17 protein-coding genes are annotated in these 19,191 nt (G+C 48.6%); 10 read left to right on the top strand and 7 right to left on the bottom strand.

Annotation, left to right across the window (positions count from 1 at the left end; all coding sequences use genetic code 11):
• Positions 1-22: 22 nt before the first annotated feature.
• A complete protein-coding gene (locus KNQ07_RS03675; protein WP_251139452.1) occupies positions 23-1,267 on the top strand; it encodes an MDR family MFS transporter in 1,245 nt (414 codons plus the stop codon).
• 95 nt (positions 1,268-1,362) lie between these two features.
• Here KNQ07_RS03675 and KNQ07_RS03670 read toward each other — a convergent pair whose 3' ends face one another.
• The 3 genes from KNQ07_RS03670 to KNQ07_RS03660 all read right to left on the bottom strand — a co-directional run bounded on the left by KNQ07_RS03670 (position 1,363) and on the right by KNQ07_RS03660 (position 4,316).
• On the bottom strand, positions 1,363-2,547 hold the full coding sequence (locus KNQ07_RS03670; RefSeq protein WP_214764859.1) for an MFS transporter: 1,185 nt from the start codon (positions 2,545-2,547) through the stop codon (positions 1,363-1,365).
• Between the two features lie 32 nt (positions 2,548-2,579).
• Positions 2,580-3,158, bottom strand: coding sequence for a TetR/AcrR family transcriptional regulator (locus tag KNQ07_RS03665; RefSeq protein WP_012370324.1), 579 nt, complete (start codon positions 3,156-3,158; stop codon positions 2,580-2,582).
• A gap of 105 nt (positions 3,159-3,263) precedes the next feature.
• Positions 3,264-4,316, bottom strand: coding sequence for a hypothetical protein (locus KNQ07_RS03660; RefSeq protein ID WP_251139451.1), 1,053 nt, complete (start codon positions 4,314-4,316; stop codon positions 3,264-3,266).
• 336 nt (positions 4,317-4,652) lie between these two features.
• On the opposite strand from KNQ07_RS03660, the gene KNQ07_RS03655 reads away from it, so the two are divergent.
• From KNQ07_RS03655 to KNQ07_RS03640, 4 genes are all read left to right on the top strand, one after another.
• Complete coding sequence (locus tag KNQ07_RS03655) at positions 4,653-5,957, top strand: hemolysin family protein (protein ID WP_214764858.1); 1,305 nt, start codon at positions 4,653-4,655, stop codon at positions 5,955-5,957.
• A gap of 259 nt (positions 5,958-6,216) precedes the next feature.
• Positions 6,217-7,068: a BglG family transcription antiterminator LicT gene (gene licT / locus KNQ07_RS03650; RefSeq protein WP_214764857.1), complete on the top strand. Its 852-nt coding sequence runs from the start codon at positions 6,217-6,219 to the stop codon at positions 7,066-7,068.
• Positions 7,069-7,174: 106 nt separating this feature from the next.
• Positions 7,175-9,004, top strand: a complete 1,830-nt coding sequence (locus KNQ07_RS03645; RefSeq protein WP_353048621.1) for a beta-glucoside-specific PTS transporter subunit IIABC — start codon at positions 7,175-7,177, stop codon at positions 9,002-9,004.
• Positions 9,005-9,028: 24 nt separating this feature from the next.
• Entirely contained in the window at positions 9,029-10,474 is a 1,446-nt protein-coding gene (locus tag KNQ07_RS03640) for a glycoside hydrolase family 1 protein (protein WP_214764855.1), read from the top strand.
• 45 nt (positions 10,475-10,519) lie between these two features.
• On the opposite strand, the gene KNQ07_RS03635 is transcribed toward KNQ07_RS03640, so the two are convergent.
• On the bottom strand, positions 10,520-11,905 hold the full coding sequence (locus KNQ07_RS03635; RefSeq protein WP_012370326.1) for an MFS transporter: 1,386 nt from the start codon (positions 11,903-11,905) through the stop codon (positions 10,520-10,522).
• Between the two features lie 330 nt (positions 11,906-12,235).
• Here KNQ07_RS03635 and KNQ07_RS03630 point away from each other — a divergent pair, with 330 nt between their 5' ends.
• Entirely contained in the window at positions 12,236-12,589 is a 354-nt protein-coding gene (locus KNQ07_RS03630) for a hypothetical protein (protein WP_214764854.1), read from the top strand.
• 44 nt (positions 12,590-12,633) lie between these two features.
• Here the strand turns inward: KNQ07_RS03630 and KNQ07_RS03625 are convergent, their stop codons facing one another.
• Genes KNQ07_RS03625 through KNQ07_RS03615 form a run of 3 tightly spaced genes read right to left on the bottom strand, consistent with a single transcriptional unit; the run spans position 12,634 to position 14,269 of the window.
• Positions 12,634-13,074, bottom strand: coding sequence for a hypothetical protein (locus KNQ07_RS03625; protein ID WP_214764853.1), 441 nt, complete (start codon positions 13,072-13,074; stop codon positions 12,634-12,636).
• A 15-nt stretch (positions 13,075-13,089) separates the two neighbouring features.
• Positions 13,090-13,545, bottom strand: coding sequence for a hypothetical protein (locus tag KNQ07_RS03620; protein ID WP_214764852.1), 456 nt, complete (start codon positions 13,543-13,545; stop codon positions 13,090-13,092).
• Positions 13,546-13,558: 13 nt separating this feature from the next.
• Entirely contained in the window at positions 13,559-14,269 is a 711-nt protein-coding gene (locus KNQ07_RS03615; protein ID WP_214764851.1) for a GntR family transcriptional regulator, read from the bottom strand.
• Between the two features lie 166 nt (positions 14,270-14,435).
• Between KNQ07_RS03615 and KNQ07_RS03610 the strand changes: the two genes are divergently transcribed.
• The 4 genes from KNQ07_RS03610 (at position 14,436) to KNQ07_RS03595 (ending at position 19,181) form a co-directional block, all read left to right on the top strand.
• Positions 14,436-16,334: a beta-glucoside-specific PTS transporter subunit IIABC gene (locus tag KNQ07_RS03610; protein ID WP_214764850.1), complete on the top strand. Its 1,899-nt coding sequence runs from the start codon at positions 14,436-14,438 to the stop codon at positions 16,332-16,334.
• Positions 16,335-16,359: 25 nt separating this feature from the next.
• Entirely contained in the window at positions 16,360-17,820 is a 1,461-nt protein-coding gene (bglA, locus tag KNQ07_RS03605) for a 6-phospho-beta-glucosidase (RefSeq protein WP_214764849.1), read from the top strand.
• Positions 17,821-17,994: 174 nt separating this feature from the next.
• Positions 17,995-18,492 carry a hypothetical protein gene (locus KNQ07_RS03600; RefSeq protein ID WP_131972781.1) on the top strand — a complete coding sequence of 166 codons (498 nt, stop codon included), beginning with the start codon at positions 17,995-17,997 and terminating at the stop codon, positions 18,490-18,492.
• A complete protein-coding gene (locus KNQ07_RS03595; protein ID WP_214764848.1) occupies positions 18,483-19,181 on the top strand; it encodes a 5'-methylthioadenosine/S-adenosylhomocysteine nucleosidase family protein in 699 nt (232 codons plus the stop codon). Before KNQ07_RS03600 ends, KNQ07_RS03595 begins: the two co-directional genes overlap by 10 nt.
• Positions 19,182-19,191: the final 10 nt, after the last annotated feature.

Genomic DNA, 19,191 nt, shown 5'->3' with positions numbered 1-19,191 from the left:
GCAATTTTCTTGGGATTCAAACATGAAAGTCAGATTAGTCGGAGAGGGTCTGTTCAATTTATTATTTTGGATGTATTTCCCCTTTATCACCGTTTATTTCGGTCAAACGTTAGGTTTGCAGAAAGCAGGACTTCTGATGACCCTTCCTCCTCTGCTGAGTATCCTCGGCAGTTTAGTCGGCGGGAACCTTGCGGACACTTGGGGAAGACGTCCCGTAATGCTCGTTGGGACGTTCCTCCAAATGAGTATGTTCGTGCTGTTTGCAGCCTCCACCTCCTATTGGATCGACTATATCGCTTTTATCGGTATTGGAATCGGAGCTGCATTTTATCGTCCGGCTAGTTCTGCCATGATAGCGGACATTGTTCCCGAGCGTGCACTGCGTTCGGTATTTGCGACGTTTTCGACTGTGAACAATATCGGAGCAGTTCTTGGTCCGGTGATTGGAGCTGTTTTCTTTTTTCAATATCGCCAAACCTTACTATGGACTTGCGCCGGTATTCTTTTGCTGTACTTATTGGCTCTGTATTTCATGATGTATGAAACGGTTCCTCTTGAAAAAAAGCAAGAGGATGTGACATCATCCCTCAAACATTCCTTTCAAAAAAGATGGAACGGGTATCGAATCATTTTTCAGGACCGGGTTTTTATGTTGTATGTGCTTGCAGGAATTTTTTCCTTGTTTCCGATCATGCAACTTGATCTTTATTTGCCGGTTTATTTGATTGAGCAGATACCCGCGCAGTCTCTTCTATCTTGGACGCAAGACCCGATTCGTCTGACGAGCCAGTCACTGTTTGGATGGTTGGTCGGGTTTAACGGTCTTTTGTTTGTGCTCTTGATTCTTCCGGTGACCAATGCGCTAAAGCATTGGTCAGAAAAACGTCTGTTTATTGTATCTACCTTGTTTGCAGGGGGCGGAACGTTTTTAGTTGGTATGAGCAGTAATATCTTGTATTTATTTTTCTGTACCGTCCTCTTTACGCTGGGTGAGATTATTCGGACCCCCGTCACACAGAGTTTCGTGAGCCATTATGCTCCTAAACAAGCGAGAGGACAGTTCTTAGCAGCCGACAGTCTGCAGAATACACTTGGGAAAACACTTGCTCCGTTGACGGTCTATTTGTCAGGAATTCTGTCGCCGATCAGTATTTTTGGCGTCATCCTGTTCTTTTCCTTCACCGGTGTCGGATTATACCTTTGGTTATTCCGTCTGTACGAGACTCTTCGTCGACCGAAGCTAGAGGACAACTCCCGAACATCATGATTATTGAGAAGTTTTCTCTGACAATCGGTAAAAATGTCGGCAAAAAACTCACATATCTATAAATACGTGAGTTTTTTCTCTCTAATTTCTGAATGTCATGACGTTTTTTCTTCAGCCGTCAGATCAGCCGGCTGTTGTTCCCGCCAGACGAAGGTCAGGGCGATGCCGATGGCAAGCATGACCGTTGCGAAATAAAACGGATAGTTGAGATCGACGTCAAACAGAATCCCGCCGATGATCGGTCCAAGAATATTCCCGATACTCGTAAACATCGAGTTCATCCCGCCGACGAAACCTTGTTCGTTACCGGCGATTTTCGATAAATACGTCGTAACAGCAGGGCGCATCAAGTCGAAACCGACGAAGACGACCATCGTCACGAGAATAATCGCAAGGTAACTTGTCACATAGGTCATGACAAGGACGAGCAGGGTTGAACCGATCAGGCTGTACCGGATGAGACGAATCTCACCGAACCAGCGCGTCAGCCGTTCAAACAAGCCGACCTGGACGATGACACCGACGATTGCCCCAAGTGAAATCGCGAGCGCGATATCTTTCGCCGTGAATCCGAACTTCCGGTCGACGAACAGCGCGAACAGTGACTCAAACGACGCGAGTCCGAATGAAGAAATCAGCAGCACCATAAAAGCGATGAAGTAGAGCGGTGAAAAGACTTTCCGGAAACCGGTTTTTTGCTGGGGAATCGTTGACTGTTCATAATGTCGTTCCGGTTCGCGTAACGTAAAGACGGACAAGATCATCGCGGTCAAACCAAATGCGGCGGCAAAGAAAAACGGCACACGCGTTCCGATGTCGGCCAGGAAACCGCCGATGCCCGGTCCTATGATGAAACCGGTCGAAATCGCCGCCGACATATAGCCGAGGGCTTTCGGACGGGTTTCGTTTGTCGTAATATCAGCGATGAACGCCGTGACGGCCGGCATGATAAAGGCGGCACTGACACCACCCAAAATCCGCGACGCAAACAATACTTCGACGGATTGTCCGAGACCAAACAGCAGTTCCGACATGCTGAAGATGAACAGACCGATGATGATCATCGGTTTGCGGCCGTACTTGTCGACGGCCCGGCCGGCGAGCGGAGATAATACAAGCTGGGCAAAGGCGAATGCCGAGACCATGTAACCGACGGTCGAACCGGAAATGTTCAGCTCGTTCATAATCGTCGGCGTGACGGGAATGACAAGACCAATCCCTAGAAAGGCGATAAACAGGTTAAGCAACAGGGTGCCTAAGATCAATTTGTTGTTTTGCATGGTGAATTCCTCTGTTTCTGTAGTTTAAATCATCAGCGGACAAGTCCGCGCCAAAAAATCGGCCAAACGGCGGTGAAACGCCGTTCATACGCGGCGACGCCATTGAACACGAACTCGGTCATAGTCCCTTCCGTCACCGTCAAATAGGCGAGGGCGGCACTGGCATAATCATCCGAATATAAAATCTGTTCCGTCCGATTGCGTTCCCGTAACAAACGCGTCAAATGGCGTTGCATCGTATCAAAAAACGGATTAATCAAATCCGTCACTTCCCGTTCGAGTTTGACGGGAGGAAAATAAGCAATCCGTAAAATGAACTTCAATTGATCATTTTGGGTGCTCTCCTCGAGGAACCAGTCAAAAAAACCTTTCAGACTCTGCTCGAGTGACAGATGACGGGTCGAGATAAAGTACGTGGCGAGATGCGTTTTTTGTGTGTCGAGGGCGTAACGCATCGCCGTCAAAAATAAATCATCTTTTCCGCGGTAATGCGCGTAAATCGATGGTTTCTTGATGCCGACGTCCTGCGCGATCTCCTGTAAGGACGCTCCTTCATAACCATGCTGGGCAAAGTGCCGCAGGGCCGTTTGTAATAATAATGAAGCTTTCATTTCGTCACCTTCCTAACGGTCGTTAGTTAACAGCCTAACAGATTTAAAACGATTGTCAAACAAAAAAGCCGAAGGTCGCTAGGACCTTCGGCTGCAAACATTTAATTATTTGTTGGCTATACGACCGCGTGAAGCAACACGTGAACCTGTGATGCCGGCGATTGATGTCACGATCATCGTTAAGATGAGAGCGACGAAGCCCCAGATTGAAACTTTAGATGCTGTTTGTGTCGCTTGTTCTGTTTGAACACGAACATCTTCAACTGTTTTCTTGAGATCAGCTGATGTTTCATCAAGTGTTTGTTTTGCGTTTTCGATTTGTTTGCTTGTTTCGCTTGTTGCCTGGTTTAAACCGTCAACGATATTTTTCGTTGCTTTATCTGCTTCTGCTTGTGAAAGATCTGTGTTTTGAGCAACAGCTTCAGCGATTTTATCTTCATCGACCGAGTTTTGGATTTTTTCTGAACGTGCTGTCAATTTATCACCAAGATCGCTGACGATTTTATCGAAATCTTCCGGCTTTGTTAAGACATCTTTACCGGCTGCTGTTGCGTCATCTTTGACGGCATCGAGCTGCCCTTGCAAGTAGTTCGGTTGTAATTCCGGAATGTCTGTATCTTTCAGAATCTCATCGACATTTCCTTCAAGTTCTTTTGTATCGACGTTTGAGACGTTATCCGTCACTGAGCTGAATCCTTTTGAGACAGCATCTGATGTTGTGCTGGCGATGGCGCCGACACCTTGACCTGCTGCACCACCGACTGTACCAAGCACAGAACCGACTGTTTGGAACGTGTTGATTGTCGTGAATGTCAACAAAGCGAACAAGAGAATGACACTTGTCGACCATGTCAGGAACCCGTGAACGAGTCCGGCACGCGATGATGTCACACCGGAAACGAAGCCGGCGACGAACAATGAGATCAAAAGTGAGAGAATCGCCCAGATGGCTAAGCCGATCCCGACACCGTCAAACGGGTTGTTGGATGTGACGTCCGTGACGCCAAAGCCGATCGCCGAACCGATTAAGCTGAATGTAATTAAGAGTGCGAAAAATGATACGACTCCGGCGATGATTGAACTCCAGGAAATGTTACGACCTGCACCATCTGCTTCTGGTCGTAAGTACGACGAGAAACCTTTTCTTGTTTTTTCCATAAAAATCCACTATCTTTCCACTTACGATTTTAGAACATCACTTAACTTCAAGAAGCTTTGTTTTAAACTGTTTTAACTTGAGATGTTGATGTGCATAGCTCTTATATTGCCGCTATCCAGACAAAAGAAACCTAGTATCAAAAGTACTCCTTTTAGAAACTGTAATCCGATTATTCTGATAATTCAGCAAAAAAAGACGATTCAAAACAGTTGCTAATTTGAAGGTCAACCGATACTATAATAACCATAACGTTTTACTGTACGGTTTAAATGCAGGAATCATTTTACGATTCAAACTATTTTACTGGAGGTGACCCCCTGTTTCAGGGGAATGGATTGGACATATTGTTGGTATTGAATTTGGCGTTGCTTGTATTGTTGATTGTCTTAACGGCGTTTTTCGTCGGCTCGGAGTTTGCGGTCGTCAAGGTTCGGATGTCGCGGCTTGATCAAATGATTCAGGAAGGAAATAAGGGCGCGGTCCTGGCAAAAAAAGTCGCCAGTGATTTGGACTACTATCTGTCCGCCTGTCAGCTCGGAATCACAATTACGGCACTCGGTCTTGGAGCACTCGGGAAACCGACCGTCGAAAAGTTGCTCGGACCGGTGTTCGATGAATTTGGTGTCGCTGCGGCGCTGTCGACGATCCTGTCGTACACGATTGCTTTCGTTTCGGTCACATTCCTGCACGTCGTCATCGGAGAGCTCGCACCAAAGACACTGGCGATCCAGTATGCAGAACGGATGACATTACTCCTTGCGCCGGCGTTATATGTGTTCGGTAAAATCATGTACCCGTTCATCTGGGTCATGAACGGTTCGGCCCGGATTTTCTTACGTCTGTTCGGCGTTCAGCCGGCAGGACACGAACAAGCCCACTCGGAAGAAGAGTTGAAAATCATCATGTCGCAAAGCTTTAAGAGCGGTGAAATCAATCAGACGGAACTCGCCTTGATGCAAAACGTGTTTGCGTTTGATGAGCGGGTGACGAAAGACATCATGGTGCCGCGGATGAACGTGACGACGCTCTCGCTCAGCATGACGTGGACGGAAGTCCTGCAGGTCATGACCGACAATCAGTACACGCGTTATCCGGTCATTGAAGATTTCGATAAAGACAAAATCATCGGCTACGTCAACGTCAAGGAAGTCCTGACGGATCAGGCAAACGATCAACAGCGGGATTTACGAAAGTATCTGAAAGACATTCCCGCTGTATCGGAAATCACACCGCTTCAGGAAACGTTGTTGAAGATGAAGATGACGCGTTCCCACATCGCGCTCGTCATCGACGAATACGGCGGGACTGCCGGGATGATTGCGATGGAGGACTTGCTTGAAGAAATCGTTGGTGAGATCCGCGATGAGTTTGATGAAGATGAACAGGCTGATATCGAAACGATTTCAAAGACGGAATACCAACTGTCGGGAACAGTTCTCCTCGCAGATTTAGTTGAGCGCTTTAACCTGACGTTTCCTGATGCGGACGAAATCGATACGATTGCCGGGTTCATCCAGGCAAAAGGAACGGACTATCAGGGCGGGGAACGGCACGAGATGGAGACCTATGATTTGGAACTGCTGCACGTCGAAAACTATCAAATCCAGCAGGTGAAACTGGTTTTAAAACAATTAACTTAACCACAACAGCAAGCGCTCTGTAACACGGGGAGTGCTTGTTTTTTTCTGTTTCAAAATATATTTTGAAAGCGCTTCATAAAATGATTGACGCGGCACGTTTTCCATCGTATTCTAGTAATGAAAAGAATAAATCATTCAGGATTGTTACTGCGAAAGCAGGCAAAACCTAAATTGATATCTGTTGCGTGTTGCGGCGATGGATATGAATTTAGGTTTTTTCTTTTCAATACGATGCTTAAGGGTGGAGGTGAGGGATTCCGTGCAAATCGTGAAAGTGTTTAATAACAATGTCGTGGCGATTGAATCGAACGGACAGGAACACGTCGTCATGGGGCGGGGAATCGCGTTTCAAAAACGGATGGGCGATGTGATTGACGAATCACGGATCGAGAAAGTCTTTACGCTCGAGAGTAAAGAGAGCCGGGAACGGTTCATCGATTTTTTAAACGAGATGCCGCCAGCTGAAATCGAGACGGTTAAGGAAATCGTCAAGATGGCTGAAGCCAGACTCAACAAATCGCTCCATGACACAGTGTACGTGACACTGGCCGATCACATTCATTATGCGCTGTCACGGTATGCAGATGGTATCCTGATTCGGAATCCGCTCGTCTGGGAAGTCAAACGGTTTTATGCGCCGGAATTCGCGGCCGGTAAAGAAGCGGTCCGGCTGATTAATGAACGGCATAATGTCCGTCTCGAGGAGGAAGAAGCCGTTTCGATTGCCCTGCACCTGGTCAATGCCTCGATGTCCGGCGTCAAAGGTGAAAGTCTCCACATCGTCACCGAAATGACGAAGGCGACGCAGGCGATCATGACGATCATCACCTATCATTTTCAGGTCGAACTGGATGAAGAGTCCCACGCGTACGCCCGTTTTTTAACGCATCTCAAGTTTTTTGTCCAGCGGATTGTCTCTAAATCGATGCTGAAGGCAGGGGGAGACGAAGAATTGTATGAAATGGTCAAATCACGTTATCCGCTCGCTTTTGAATGTGTCGAAAAGATTGCCAGTTTGATTACCGGAAAGTATGACTATGCCGTCTCAAAGGATGAGCGGCTTTACTTGATGATTCATATCGAGAATCTCATGAAACAGAATCGTGCGTAAGGATGGTTACCGCATCGACGGGCCAAACCTAAAGGATTACAGGTGTTTTTCACTTGTCGTCGTTTAGGTTTTTTTATTCCAAAAAATCATGAATGGAGTGAGTCAGGTGGGCAAATATCAAACGCTGGCGCAAGATATCGTCCGATTGGTCGGGGGCGAAGACAACGTCAAAACGGTTTTTCACTGTGCGACACGGTTACGTTTCAAACTAAAGGATGAACAAAAAGCGGATGCCGAAGCGTTAAAACAGGTCGACGGTATCATTACCGTCGTCAAGAGCGGCGGACAGTTCCAGGTCGTCATCGGCAACCATGTCGGCGATGTTTACAACGAACTGAATGGAATCGGTCAGGAAACGTCGGAAGAAACGGAAAAGACCAGTTTATTCAACCGCTTCATCGATACGATTGCCGGTATCTTCACACCAATCCTCGGACCGATGGCAGGAAGCGGACTGTTAAAAGGGTTGCTCGCGATTCTTGTTGCGACTGGCTTATTGACACCGACGATGGGTACGTACATCGTCCTGAACGCGACGGCGGACGCCCTATTTTACTTCCTCCCGGTCGTCCTCGGACATTCGGCAGCAAAAAAATTCGGCGGCAATCCGTATATCGGGATGATTATCGGGGGCGCGCTCGTCTATCCGTCGATCGTCGCCCTGCAAGCTTCCGGTGAGAGTCTGACCTTCCTGACGATTCCGGTCGTTCTGATGAGTTATGCTTCATCCGTCATCCCGATTATCTTGGCGACGCTTGTCTCATCAAAACTTGAAAAATTCTTTAACCGTCACTCGCATGAAGCGGTCAAAAACTTTACGACACCGATGCTCGTCCTGATGATCGTCGTTCCGGTAACGTTCCTTGCGATCGGACCACTTGCAACATACGCGAGCCAAGGGCTTGCAGCCGGTTACTCGTTCCTCTACAACTTGAGTCCGGTCATCGCGATTGCCTTCATCGGCGCCTTTTGGCAAATCTTCGTCATGTTTGGTCTCCACTGGGGACTGGTCCCGATCATCATCAATAACCTGGCCGTCAACGGTTTTGACACGATTACAGTCGGTGTCCTGATGGCGACATTTGGTCAGGTCGGTGCCGTCTTCGCGATCACGATGCGGGCAAAAGATCCGAAAATCAAAGGACTCGGAACGTCTTCGACGATTGCCGGCATCTTCGGCATCACGGAACCGGCAATGTACGGTTTGACGTTGCCGCGGAAAAAACCATTCATTTTCGGTGTTGTCGGTGGAGCGGCCGGCGGTTTGGTCGGCGGCGGGCTCGGAACAGCTTCCTACGCGATGGGCGGACTCGGGATTTTCGGTATTCCGGTCATGATTCCGCAGGACGGTCTCAACTTGACGTTCTGGGGTGCACTGATTGGTCTTGCTGTCGCGACACTCGTGTCGTTCGGACTGACATACTTCTTTGCCCGCGACAACGAACAGGTGACGCAAGAAATACCGACGATCAGCGAACAGATTGGCTTACCGGTCCTCGCACCGGTCAAAGGTGAAATCATTTCACTTGAACAAGTCGATGATGCCGTCTTTTCAAGCGGCGCAATGGGAAAAGGATTAGCGATCATTCCGGATGAAGGTGTCGTCTATGCCCCGTTTGACGGGGAAGTCGTCACGGTCTATCCATCGAAACATGCGATCGGTTTACGGTCGGACACCGGCGTTGAAATTTTGATTCACATCGGTCTCGACACCGTCCAGCTGAACGGTCAACACTTTGAGTCGTTCGTCGAGAGTGGTCAATCCATCCGTGTCGGTGATCCGTTGATCCGCTTCGATATCGAGCGGATCAAACAAGCCGGATATGACGTCATCACACCAATCATCGTGACGAATACAGCGAGTTATCTCGACGTCTTACCGACGTATCAAGGAACGGTCGAACCGTCACGCGATGTCTTACGCATCTTAGTCTAAAACCAATCAGAGGAGGAATTATTCATGAAACAGATCAAATCCGATTTTCTATGGGGCGGCGCAACGGCTGCCAATCAACTCGAAGGGGCGTACGCAACAGACGGCAAAGGATTGTCGATTGCTGACGTTATGCCGGGTGGCAAACACCGGATGCAGGTCATCCATGATCCGCAGTTCGATTTCGAGTTAAAAGAAGAGTATACGTATCCGAATCATGACGGCATTGATTTTTACAGTCACTATAAAGAAGACATTGCCCTGTTTGCCGAAATGGGCTTCAAAACGTACCGGATGTCGATCGCCTGGAGCCGGATCTTCCCGAACGGGGACGAAACGGAACCAAATGAAGCGGGTCTGCAGTTTTATGACAACGTCTTTGATGAATTGCTGAAACACGGCATTGAGCCGCTCGTCACGATTTCGCATTACGAACTGCCGCTCCATTTGGCAAAAGAATACGGCGGCTGGCGCGACCGCCGGCTCGTGACGTTCTTTGAACGCTACAGCCGGGTGCTGTTCGAGCGTTATCAAGGAAAGGTCAAATACTGGCTGACATTTAACGAAATCAATGGTGCCCAGTTCATGCCGATGCTCAGTCTCGGGATGGCGGTCCGCGAAGACGAAAACATGTTGCAGTCGACCTATCAAGGCCTGCATCACCAGTTCGTCGCGAGTAGTCTGGCGACGAAGGCCGCCCGGGAAATTGATCCGACGATGCAAATCGGCTGCATGCTGATTGCCGCTCCGGTTTATCCGTTCAGCTCAAACCCGGTCGACGTCCAGTTCGCCCTGGAAGAAGAACGGATGATGAACTATTTCTGCGGGGATGTTCACGTCCGCGGCGCCTATCCGGCGTTTGCCGACCGTTTCTTCACTGAAAACAATATCGAACTCGTTCTCGAAGACGGCGATCTTGAATTGTTGCGTGACTACACCGTCGATTTCTTCTCGCTCAGTTATTACATGTCGCGGACGGAAAAAGCGGAGAAAGACGGAAACGATGCCGGCGGAAACATCATGAGCGGCGTCAAGAATCCATATTTAAAAGCGAGTGACTGGGGTTGGGAAATCGATCCGGACGGGTTACGGATCATCTTGAATAAATTATATGACCGGTATCAGATTCCATTGTTCATCGTCGAAAACGGACTCGGTGCCTACGATGAAGTCGAAGCGGACGGTGCGATTCATGACTCGTACCGGATCGCGTATCTCGAAGGTCACTTGAAAGCGATGATGGAAGCGATCGAGGACGGTGTCGAGATGATGGGGTATACAAGCTGGGGCTGCATCGATCTCGTCAGTGCGTCGACTGGTGAATACAGCAAACGCTACGGATTCATCTATGTCGACAAACATGATGACGGGTCGGGAACACTGGCGCGGTCGCGGAAAGATTCATTCTACTGGTACAAAGAAGTCATCGCTTCAAACGGTGCGGTACTGACGCAGACATCAGTTTCAAAATAAGCAAAGACCGGCGTCGCAGAAGCGACGCCGGTCTTTTTTAATCAATTATTCTGCCCACCATAAGGCATCATCCGGTTTTTTAGCAACGGCTTGCAGTTCTTTTTCCGTCGAGACGGTCGGGTGGGAACCTTTTAAGGCTTTACCCGATGTGCTCTTGAAGAAGAAGAAGAACGTGATGAAGCCGATCACGCTGACGGCTGTCAGGTAATACGCCGGAGCGAGTGGATTTTGTGTCGCATGGACGAGCCAAGTCGAGACAAGTGGTGTCGTTCCGCCGAAAATCGAAACGGAAACGTTAAACGTGACAGACAATGTCCGGTAACGGACGTCTGTATAAAAGATACTCGGCAACAGACTTGGCATCGTTCCTTCGAAGATGGCGAGGAAGAATCCAAGAATGAAGATTCCGATTCCGACGAACAGGAGTGGCTTCAGACCAATCAGGTAGAACGAGAGAATCGACAGAATCGACAGACCGGCCAATGCAAACAGGACGATGTTCCGATTGCCTTTTTTGTCGCTGAGTTTACCGAAAAAGTAGGCGAGTGGAATCATGATGAACATGACACCGGTAATCAAAATCGTACTCGTTGAGCTTGAGATGCCCATGACTTCATTCAGGTAAGAAGGCATATACGACAGTAACATGTAGTTCGTAATGTTGAAGAATGCAACGGCGATGAAACAAACGATGATATCGCGTTTGTGGTCCCGGAGAATTTCGCGGAACGACGCCGGTTCTTCCGTATTTTCATTGATTTCATTTTCGAAAATTGGTGATTCATCGAGGTGGCGACGCAAGTACAGACCAAACAGTCCGAGCGGTGCCCCTAAGATAAACGGAATCCGCCAGCCCCACGATGCCATTTGATCGTCGGATAACGTGACGAACAGCACAGTCGCAAGAATCGAAGCTAAAATGTAACCACCGAGTGTCCCGATTTCAAGACCACTTCCAAGGGCGCTTCGTTTATTGTCCGGTGATGATTCCGCGATATAAACCATCGCGCCGGCATATTCACCGCCGGTTGAGAAACCTTGTAGAATCCGAGCCAGTAACAGTAGAATCGGTGCCCAAATCCCGATTTGATCATACGTCGGTAACAGACCGATGAGCAGGGTGGACGCTGCCATCATGACGATGGTTGTCGTCAGGACAACCTTTCGTCCAAGGCGATCTCCGATTCGTCCGAAAACGATTCCGCCGATTGGTCGCATTAAAAAAGCGATCGCAAACGTCGCAAAGGTAAAGACAAGCTTCAGTTCATCATTTTCAACAGCACTAAAGAAGTTTTGACTGATGATGATTGCGAGATAGGAATAAAGACCAAAATCGAACCATTCCATCGCATTCCCAATTCCGGTCGCGTAGACACTTTTTTTGGTTTGCTTCATGTCGACGACATTGACTTTTTCTTTTCTGAATTTCATAAGTTCTGTTCACTCCCTTTAATAAGTTCGTATCGTAACATAGTAGGAAATGAAGTCAAGTCGCTAAGCCGCTTAACGACTTGGAAATGACTAAAAACGGCTCTGTGCCGGGAGTTGTCAAACCGTTGAGACTGTAAGGAAGACGTCTTGTCGTCAAGATAAATGAAAAAATATTAATTTTTTTCATTTCTTTTCACAAAAATGACACGTTTCTCATTCGTTTTCATTTTGTTTGTCCGTCAAGAATCCGCCCTAAGCAGGAGGTTAATTTAAGGGAATGATTGGTAAAGTTAAATGGATACATAGATGAATGAAGAGGGGCAGGATGACATGAATACGCGACGCATGGGAAAGTGGCTGGCAGGTTTGTTAGGTGTAGCGATCATCAGCGGAACGGCTTGGTATTATCTGTTTGAAACGTCAAACGTAAATGGTTTTCCGATTCCACGAACGGGGACGGTCGAGGAAAAGCCGGAGGGTTTATTAGTCAAGACGCATCTTGTGTCGGAATTAGAAGGTCCCGGCGTATTATACGAAATGCGGATCCGGCAAGCCGGCTGGAAATGGATCGACCGGGAAGGACTGGCTGCCTGGTACGAAAAAGACGGCCGGATGATTGAGCTGACGACTTTTGATGATGAACTGTTTCTTGAACCGGCTGTGCGAGCGGGTATCGAACAGTAAACAAGCGGAGTTCCTATTCACAGGAACTCCGCTTGTTTGTGTCCTCAATTCGCATAGAGCAGCTTTTTCGTATCTTTTTCGTAGACCCGGTAATCAATTTCGAACGCCTGATTCCGGGTCGTTGTCACCCGGCAATAATACGGAACCTTCTGGCCGTAAGCCTCAAGATCCGGTCCGTCACGGAAAGAAAATGTGTCGTTGGTTTCCGTTAAGGTGATGTCGATCGATGTTCCTTTTGACTCCGACGGTTCCAAAACACAGGCACCTTCTAATACCCGGTAATCACGAAACACCATCTCGGTGAAACTCGGCAGCGTGATCCAAAGACACAGCAATCCGAGTAACAGGACACCTGTCCATTTGAGCTTCTTTAAGAAAGCATACTGCTTATTGTCGAAGTGAAGTACAAGCACGTAACTGGCCGGTAAGACAAACGCGATACCCAATAAGAAAATGAAAAAATAAGAGAGGATTTCAGGATTCATTTGGATACGTCCTTTTCAATCCGGCCATTCAGACGAATAGAGTAACCGGTTTGTCTTAACATCATAGAGCCGGTAAGAGATCTCAAATTCATGATCTTTTGTGGTTGTCACGTGACACGTATACGGGACGTCCGGTCCGTACGCACCGAGGTCGGCCCGATCCAAGAAACTGAAATAGTCGCCTGTTTTATCGTAATAAAGGTCAAGCGTCCGCGGTGAGGATTGATCATCGTATTCCACCGTACATGTTCCTTTGATTGTCGCATAGTCATGATAGAAGACGTATTTCAGACTCGGAGCCGTATACCAGATGAGTCCGACGCCGAGTAAACACATGAAAACGAGTCGGCCAAACGTAGAAAATTCGATTCCGGTATCCTCGCGGAGCCAGAAGTATAACAAGATGCTCAAGATTATACAGACGATCCCGCCTGCGAAAAGTGCGTAAAAAAACAATATTTCTTCATTCATGCGACCATCCCCCTCATAAATACAAGCCGTTCGCCTGAACGACGAATTGCGAGTGTTCATAATGATAGGTGATGACGGAATAGTCGAACGGTCGGCCGTTCGTCAGGTGGAAGATTGTCTCGACCGTCAATGCCGGATCACCGGCTGTCAGCTCCAAGTGGGTTGCGATTGCGTCCGGCAACTTACCGACATGCATATACATGTCCGAGAACCCGATGTTCAGTCCGAGGGCCGTCTCGAGGTACTCAAAGATCGATTGTTCGACGATTTCCCGGTTTAAGTAAGGCACGATGGTTTGACGGTAATAGGACTCCTCAAGACACATGATCTGCCCGTCGATGTAGCGGATCCGTTTAATGAAATAAACCATGTCACCGGTCGTACAGCCGAGGTTTTTAGCAACCGCTTCCGGACACGGGATTAACTCAAACGACAGGACGTTTGACCGGATGTCATGTTCGACGAGATTCTGCTTAAAACCTTGCGTCGAAAACAGCTCGATATAGCCTTTCCGATTCGTCTTGCGGACAAAAATCCCGCTGCCGCGGACTTGAAAGATGATGCCTTTTCGCTCCAATAATTCCAGTGCTTTCGTCATCGTCGTCTTGCTGACCGCGAATTGACGAATCAAGTGATCGAGAACCGGTAATTTATCTCCTTGCTGTAATGCATGTTGCTCGATATAGGCTTCGATTTCCGTTGCCGTCTGTTGGTATTTCAGCATGGTTCACCCTCATTTTCCAGTAATTGTTCTGCTTTTTTACTATAGCATAAGACGATTTCGAACTGAATAATACGAATAATTAAATTAAATATGGATTGATAAATTGTGCATGTACAATTATAATAAGAACGTACGATACGGATTTATTACATAAGGGGGTTCAGGGATGAGTAAAGTGCGGGATTATCAGCAACTGGCGCATTCGATTTTGGAGGCGGTTGGCGGCGAGGACAATATCATCAGTGTCGCGCGGTGTGCGACCCGGCTGCGTTTAGTGTTGAAACGGTCGGATGCAAAAGCGAAAGATCAAGTCGCTGCATTACCGGGTGTCATCACAGTCGTCGAATCAGGCGGTCAGTTCCAGGTCGTCATCGGACAGCATGTCGGGGAAGTCTATGAAGCGTTTCGACCACTTGTTTCATTAGAGGACGGGAATTCGGATCAGGGGACCGAAGCACCGAAAGGAACGATCTTGAACCGGATCATTGCAACGATGTCCGCCGTCTTTGCACCGTTCGTCTATATCTTGGCGGCAGCCGGTATCCTGCAAGGGGCACTCATCTTAATTTCACTTGTGTTTAAAGACTTTGCCGCGACGGGAACATATGAAGTGTTCAGCTTTATCTCGTGGGCACCGTTCACATTCCTGCCGATTTTCATTGCGATCACGGCAGCGAATCACTTTAAAGTCAATCAGTTCATCGCTGTTGCCTGTAGTGCGGCACTCGTCAGTCCGACTTGGGCCGAGATGGCCGGACGGATCACGTCCGGTGAATCGATTTCGTTCATCGGCATCGCCTTATCAGGAACGACTTACACGTCATCGGTCTTGCCACCGTTGTTCCTCGTCTGGTTGCTGTCCTATCTCGAACGGTTCTTGAACCGGACGATCAATGACGTCATCAAACCATTATTCGTCCCGTTCTTCAGCATGGTCATCATGGTGCCGCTGACGATTCTCGTCATCGGTCCGATCACGACACTCGGAGCGGAAGGAATTGCAAACGGATACAATTATTTAGCGGAAAATGCACCAGCGCTGGCCGGATTGATTATCGGCGGTTTTTGGCAAATCATCGTCATCTTCGGTGTTCACTGGGGCGTCACACCGATGGTCCTGGCGAACTTCGAACAATATGGTCGGGATTCGTTCCAGGCGTATCAGACGATTGCCGTCATCGCCCAGGTCGGTGCCGTCATCGGTGTCATCTCAAAAACACGCAACAAGGAAACGAAAAAGGTTGGTGTCTCAGCCGGTCTGACCGGGATTTTCGGGATTACGGAACCGGCGATCTACGGGGTGACGTTACGCTTTAAGAAACCGTTCATCTACGGCTGTATCTCGGGCGCGGTTGGAGCGGTCGTCGCGAGTTTCTTCAAACCGTATTACTTCGCTTATGCCGGTCTGCCGGGACCATTGACGCTCGTCAACGGTATTAATTCCGATTATCCGTCGTCGATCGTCGGATTGCTGATCGGAACGGCGATTGCCTTGATTTTACCAATCGTTCTGATTCAAATCCTTGGTTTTGGTGAAGAAAAAGTTGTCCCGGTGACGACGACGCCGACAACACCGGTTCCGGCACAAGAAGTCAGTGCAACGTTGACGAATGAAGAAACGATTCAAGCACCGATCGCGGGACAAGTCGTGCCACTGTCGGACGTACCGGATGAGGTTTTTGCATCGGGAGCGATGGGGCAAGGTGTGGCGATTCGTCCAACCGGAAACACGGTCGTCGCACCGTTCACCGGTACGGTCGTTATGATTGCGCCGACAAAACACGCGATCGGACTCCGGTCGACGAGTGGCGTTGAAGTGTTGATTCACGTCGGTCTCGAAACCGTCGGCTTGGACGGAGAGCCGTTTACGCTGCACGTTGAAGACGGAACGCATGTCGAAGCGGGGCAAACACTGTTGACGTTCGACGCCGCAATGATTGAGCAGCACGGTTTACAGACGATTACACCGGTCATCGTCACGAACGCGTCGAGTTACGCGGAAGTGTTGACGACAAACACTGGAACGGTCGAAGCCGATACAGAACTGTTAACGATCGTGAAATAAGAGAGAATAAAAGGAGGAAATGAAGATGAAGACATTACCAAACGATTTTTTATGGGGCGGGGCACTTGCTGCGCATCAATTTGAAGGCGGCTGGAACGCCGGCGGTAAAGGACCAAGCGTCGTCGATGTCATGACGGCTGGTGAACACGGGGTGGCCCGCCTGATTACCGAGACGATCGAAGAAGGAACGTTTTATCCGAACCATGAAGCAATCGATTTTTATCACCGTTATAAAGAAGACATCGCGTTATTCGCCGAGATGGGATTAAAATGTCTCCGGACATCCATCGGCTGGAGCCGGATTTTCCCGAACGGGGACGAAACGGAACCAAATGAAGCCGGTCTGCAGTTTTATGATGATGTCTTTGACGAATTGCTGAAACACGGCATCGAACCAATCATCACGTTGTCACACTTCGAGATGCCGTTGCACCTGGCCCGCGCATACGGCGGGTTCCGCAACCGGAAAGTGGCCGAGTTCTTCGAACGGTTCGCCGAAGTTTGCTTCACACGCTACAAAGACAAAGTCACGTACTGGATGACGTTTAACGAAATCAACAACAAGATGGATGTCGAAAACCCGTTGTTCCTCTGGACGAATTCCGGTGTCAAAGTCGAGCCGGGTGAAAACGCGATGGAAGTCATGTATCAGACCGGTCACCACGAGCTGATCGCGAGTGCTCTTGCTGTCGCAAAAGGAAAAGCGATCAATCCCGACTTCCAGATTGGGGCGATGATTTCCCACGTGCCAATCTATCCATACTCGTCACATCCGGAAGACGTCATGCTGGCGGAAAAATCGATGCGTCAACGGTACTTCTTCCCGGACGTTCAGGCGCGCGGGTATTATCCGAACTATGCCTTAAAAGAGTTTGAACGCGAAGGGTATCAGATTCCGATTCTCGACGGCGACGACGAAATCTTGAAAAACGGAACCGTTGACTACATCGGCTTCAGTTACTACATGTCGACGACCGTCAAACACGACGCGACTGTCAACAATACAGGCAACATCGTCAACGGCGGCCTTGCGAACGGTGTCGAGAATCCGTACATCCAGTCGAGTGACTGGGGTTGGGCGATTGATCCGGTCGGTCTCCGGTATGTCTTAAACCGGCTCTATGACCGCTATCAGCTCCCGCTCTTCATTGTCGAAAACGGCTTTGGGGCCGTCGATACGATTGAAGACGGCAAGATTCATGACGCAGCGCGGATTGATTATCTGAAGACGCACATCGAGGCGTTGACGGAAGCGGTCACGGAAGACGGCGTTGAATTGATGGGCTACACACCATGGGGCATCATCGATATCGTGTCGTTTACGACAGGCGAGATGAAAAAACGTTACGGGATGATTTACGTCGACCGCGATAACGAGGGCAACGGATCGATGGAACGGATGAAAAAAGATTCGTTCGACTGGTACAAACAAGTCATCGCGACAAACGGTCAAAATTTATCTTATAACAAAGCCGTGCAACGTTAAGCCGGCCGACCTCCACCTGAACACGGGTGGAGGTTGTTTGTTATATCCAAAAAAGACTTGCCGGAACAAGGGAAAGACGGGATGATGAAGAAGGAATCATCCATTTTTTGTATGGATTAATTGAAAATCATCCTAAATACAGGATGATTCAAAAAGATGACGGAGGTTATACATATGTTTACAGTTACTGAATACTTGGCTTCCATCCGAACGAATCTCGCACCACACACAGAGACGTTGGTCAATCAGTTAAAGACAGTCGCGGAATTGACTTTTGCAGCAGATGTCGAGTTGCTTGATTTTGCAGCCTTTATCGAACCGTTGAGCCATGAGGTATCGATTACGCTCTTTTCGATGGACCGAGACGCCAACGAAGTATTTGAAGAAGAGGGAACACCGGGTTTTGCCGGCAGTAGATCAGTGCTCGATGAAATTGTCTTTATGGACGTACCGGACGACCAATCTGAGGCGTTTGATGCTTTTTATGAAGAACACGAGGAAACGCTGCTTGAAGAGGAACAGCGCCTGATCGGAGAATGGTTCCGTACCTGCTTTGAGCAAGCCGGTGGCGCTGCTGTGGAGTTGCCGTGTTACTTCGGCGTTCACGATGAAGGGCAGACACTTGATTTAAAACGGAATGTCTGGATGGACGAAGAAGAAAAATGGAACTGATACCTGACTTAAAGCACGTCGAAATCGGCGTCAGTATCGCCACCGTTTGGGAATTCGAGGCGGCATTAAGTTACTTTGACGTAAAAGAAACGGAACGAACGACGTATCCGTACGGAGAATACTTTTCCCGGACGATCAAAGGGACACCGGTCATCTTTTTCAGTACCGGTGTCCGCAAAGTGAACGGGGTTGGTGCGAATCAGTATATGCTGGCGCGTTTTCCACTTCAAAAAGTGCTTGTCGTTGGGACGTGTGCCGGCATCGACGAACGGTTTGACATCCTCGATATCCTCATACCGGACCGTGCCGCTCAATATGACTGTACGGTCAAAGAGATCGAACCGTTGCTTAAACCGTCGTTCATCGTGGAAATCGATGTGCTGAAATATGGCATGAAAGGCAACGGGACGATCGGTACGGCTGACCGTGCCGTCGTCATGTGGAACGATTATCTCGAACTGCAGGCGAACGACATTATGATTGCCGATACGGAAGCAGCGGCGATTGCCTATATCTGCCGGAAAAACGACGTCGAATGTATCATCATTAAAGGCATCTCGGATGTTCCGACGGACGAGACGGATCTTGATCCTCTTCAGTCAAATCAGGAACAGATCAATGTCTACATCGCCAATACACCGAAGGTTATGACGAGGATTTTTGACGACTATCTGCACATATTCATTTAAAAGGAGTGCC

The organism is Exiguobacterium sp. s145 (assembly GCF_018618835.1).
GTDB lineage: Bacteria > Bacillota > Bacilli > Exiguobacteriales > Exiguobacteriaceae > Exiguobacterium_A > Exiguobacterium_A artemiae.
This window is presented reverse-complemented; position numbering and strand designations above follow the sequence as displayed.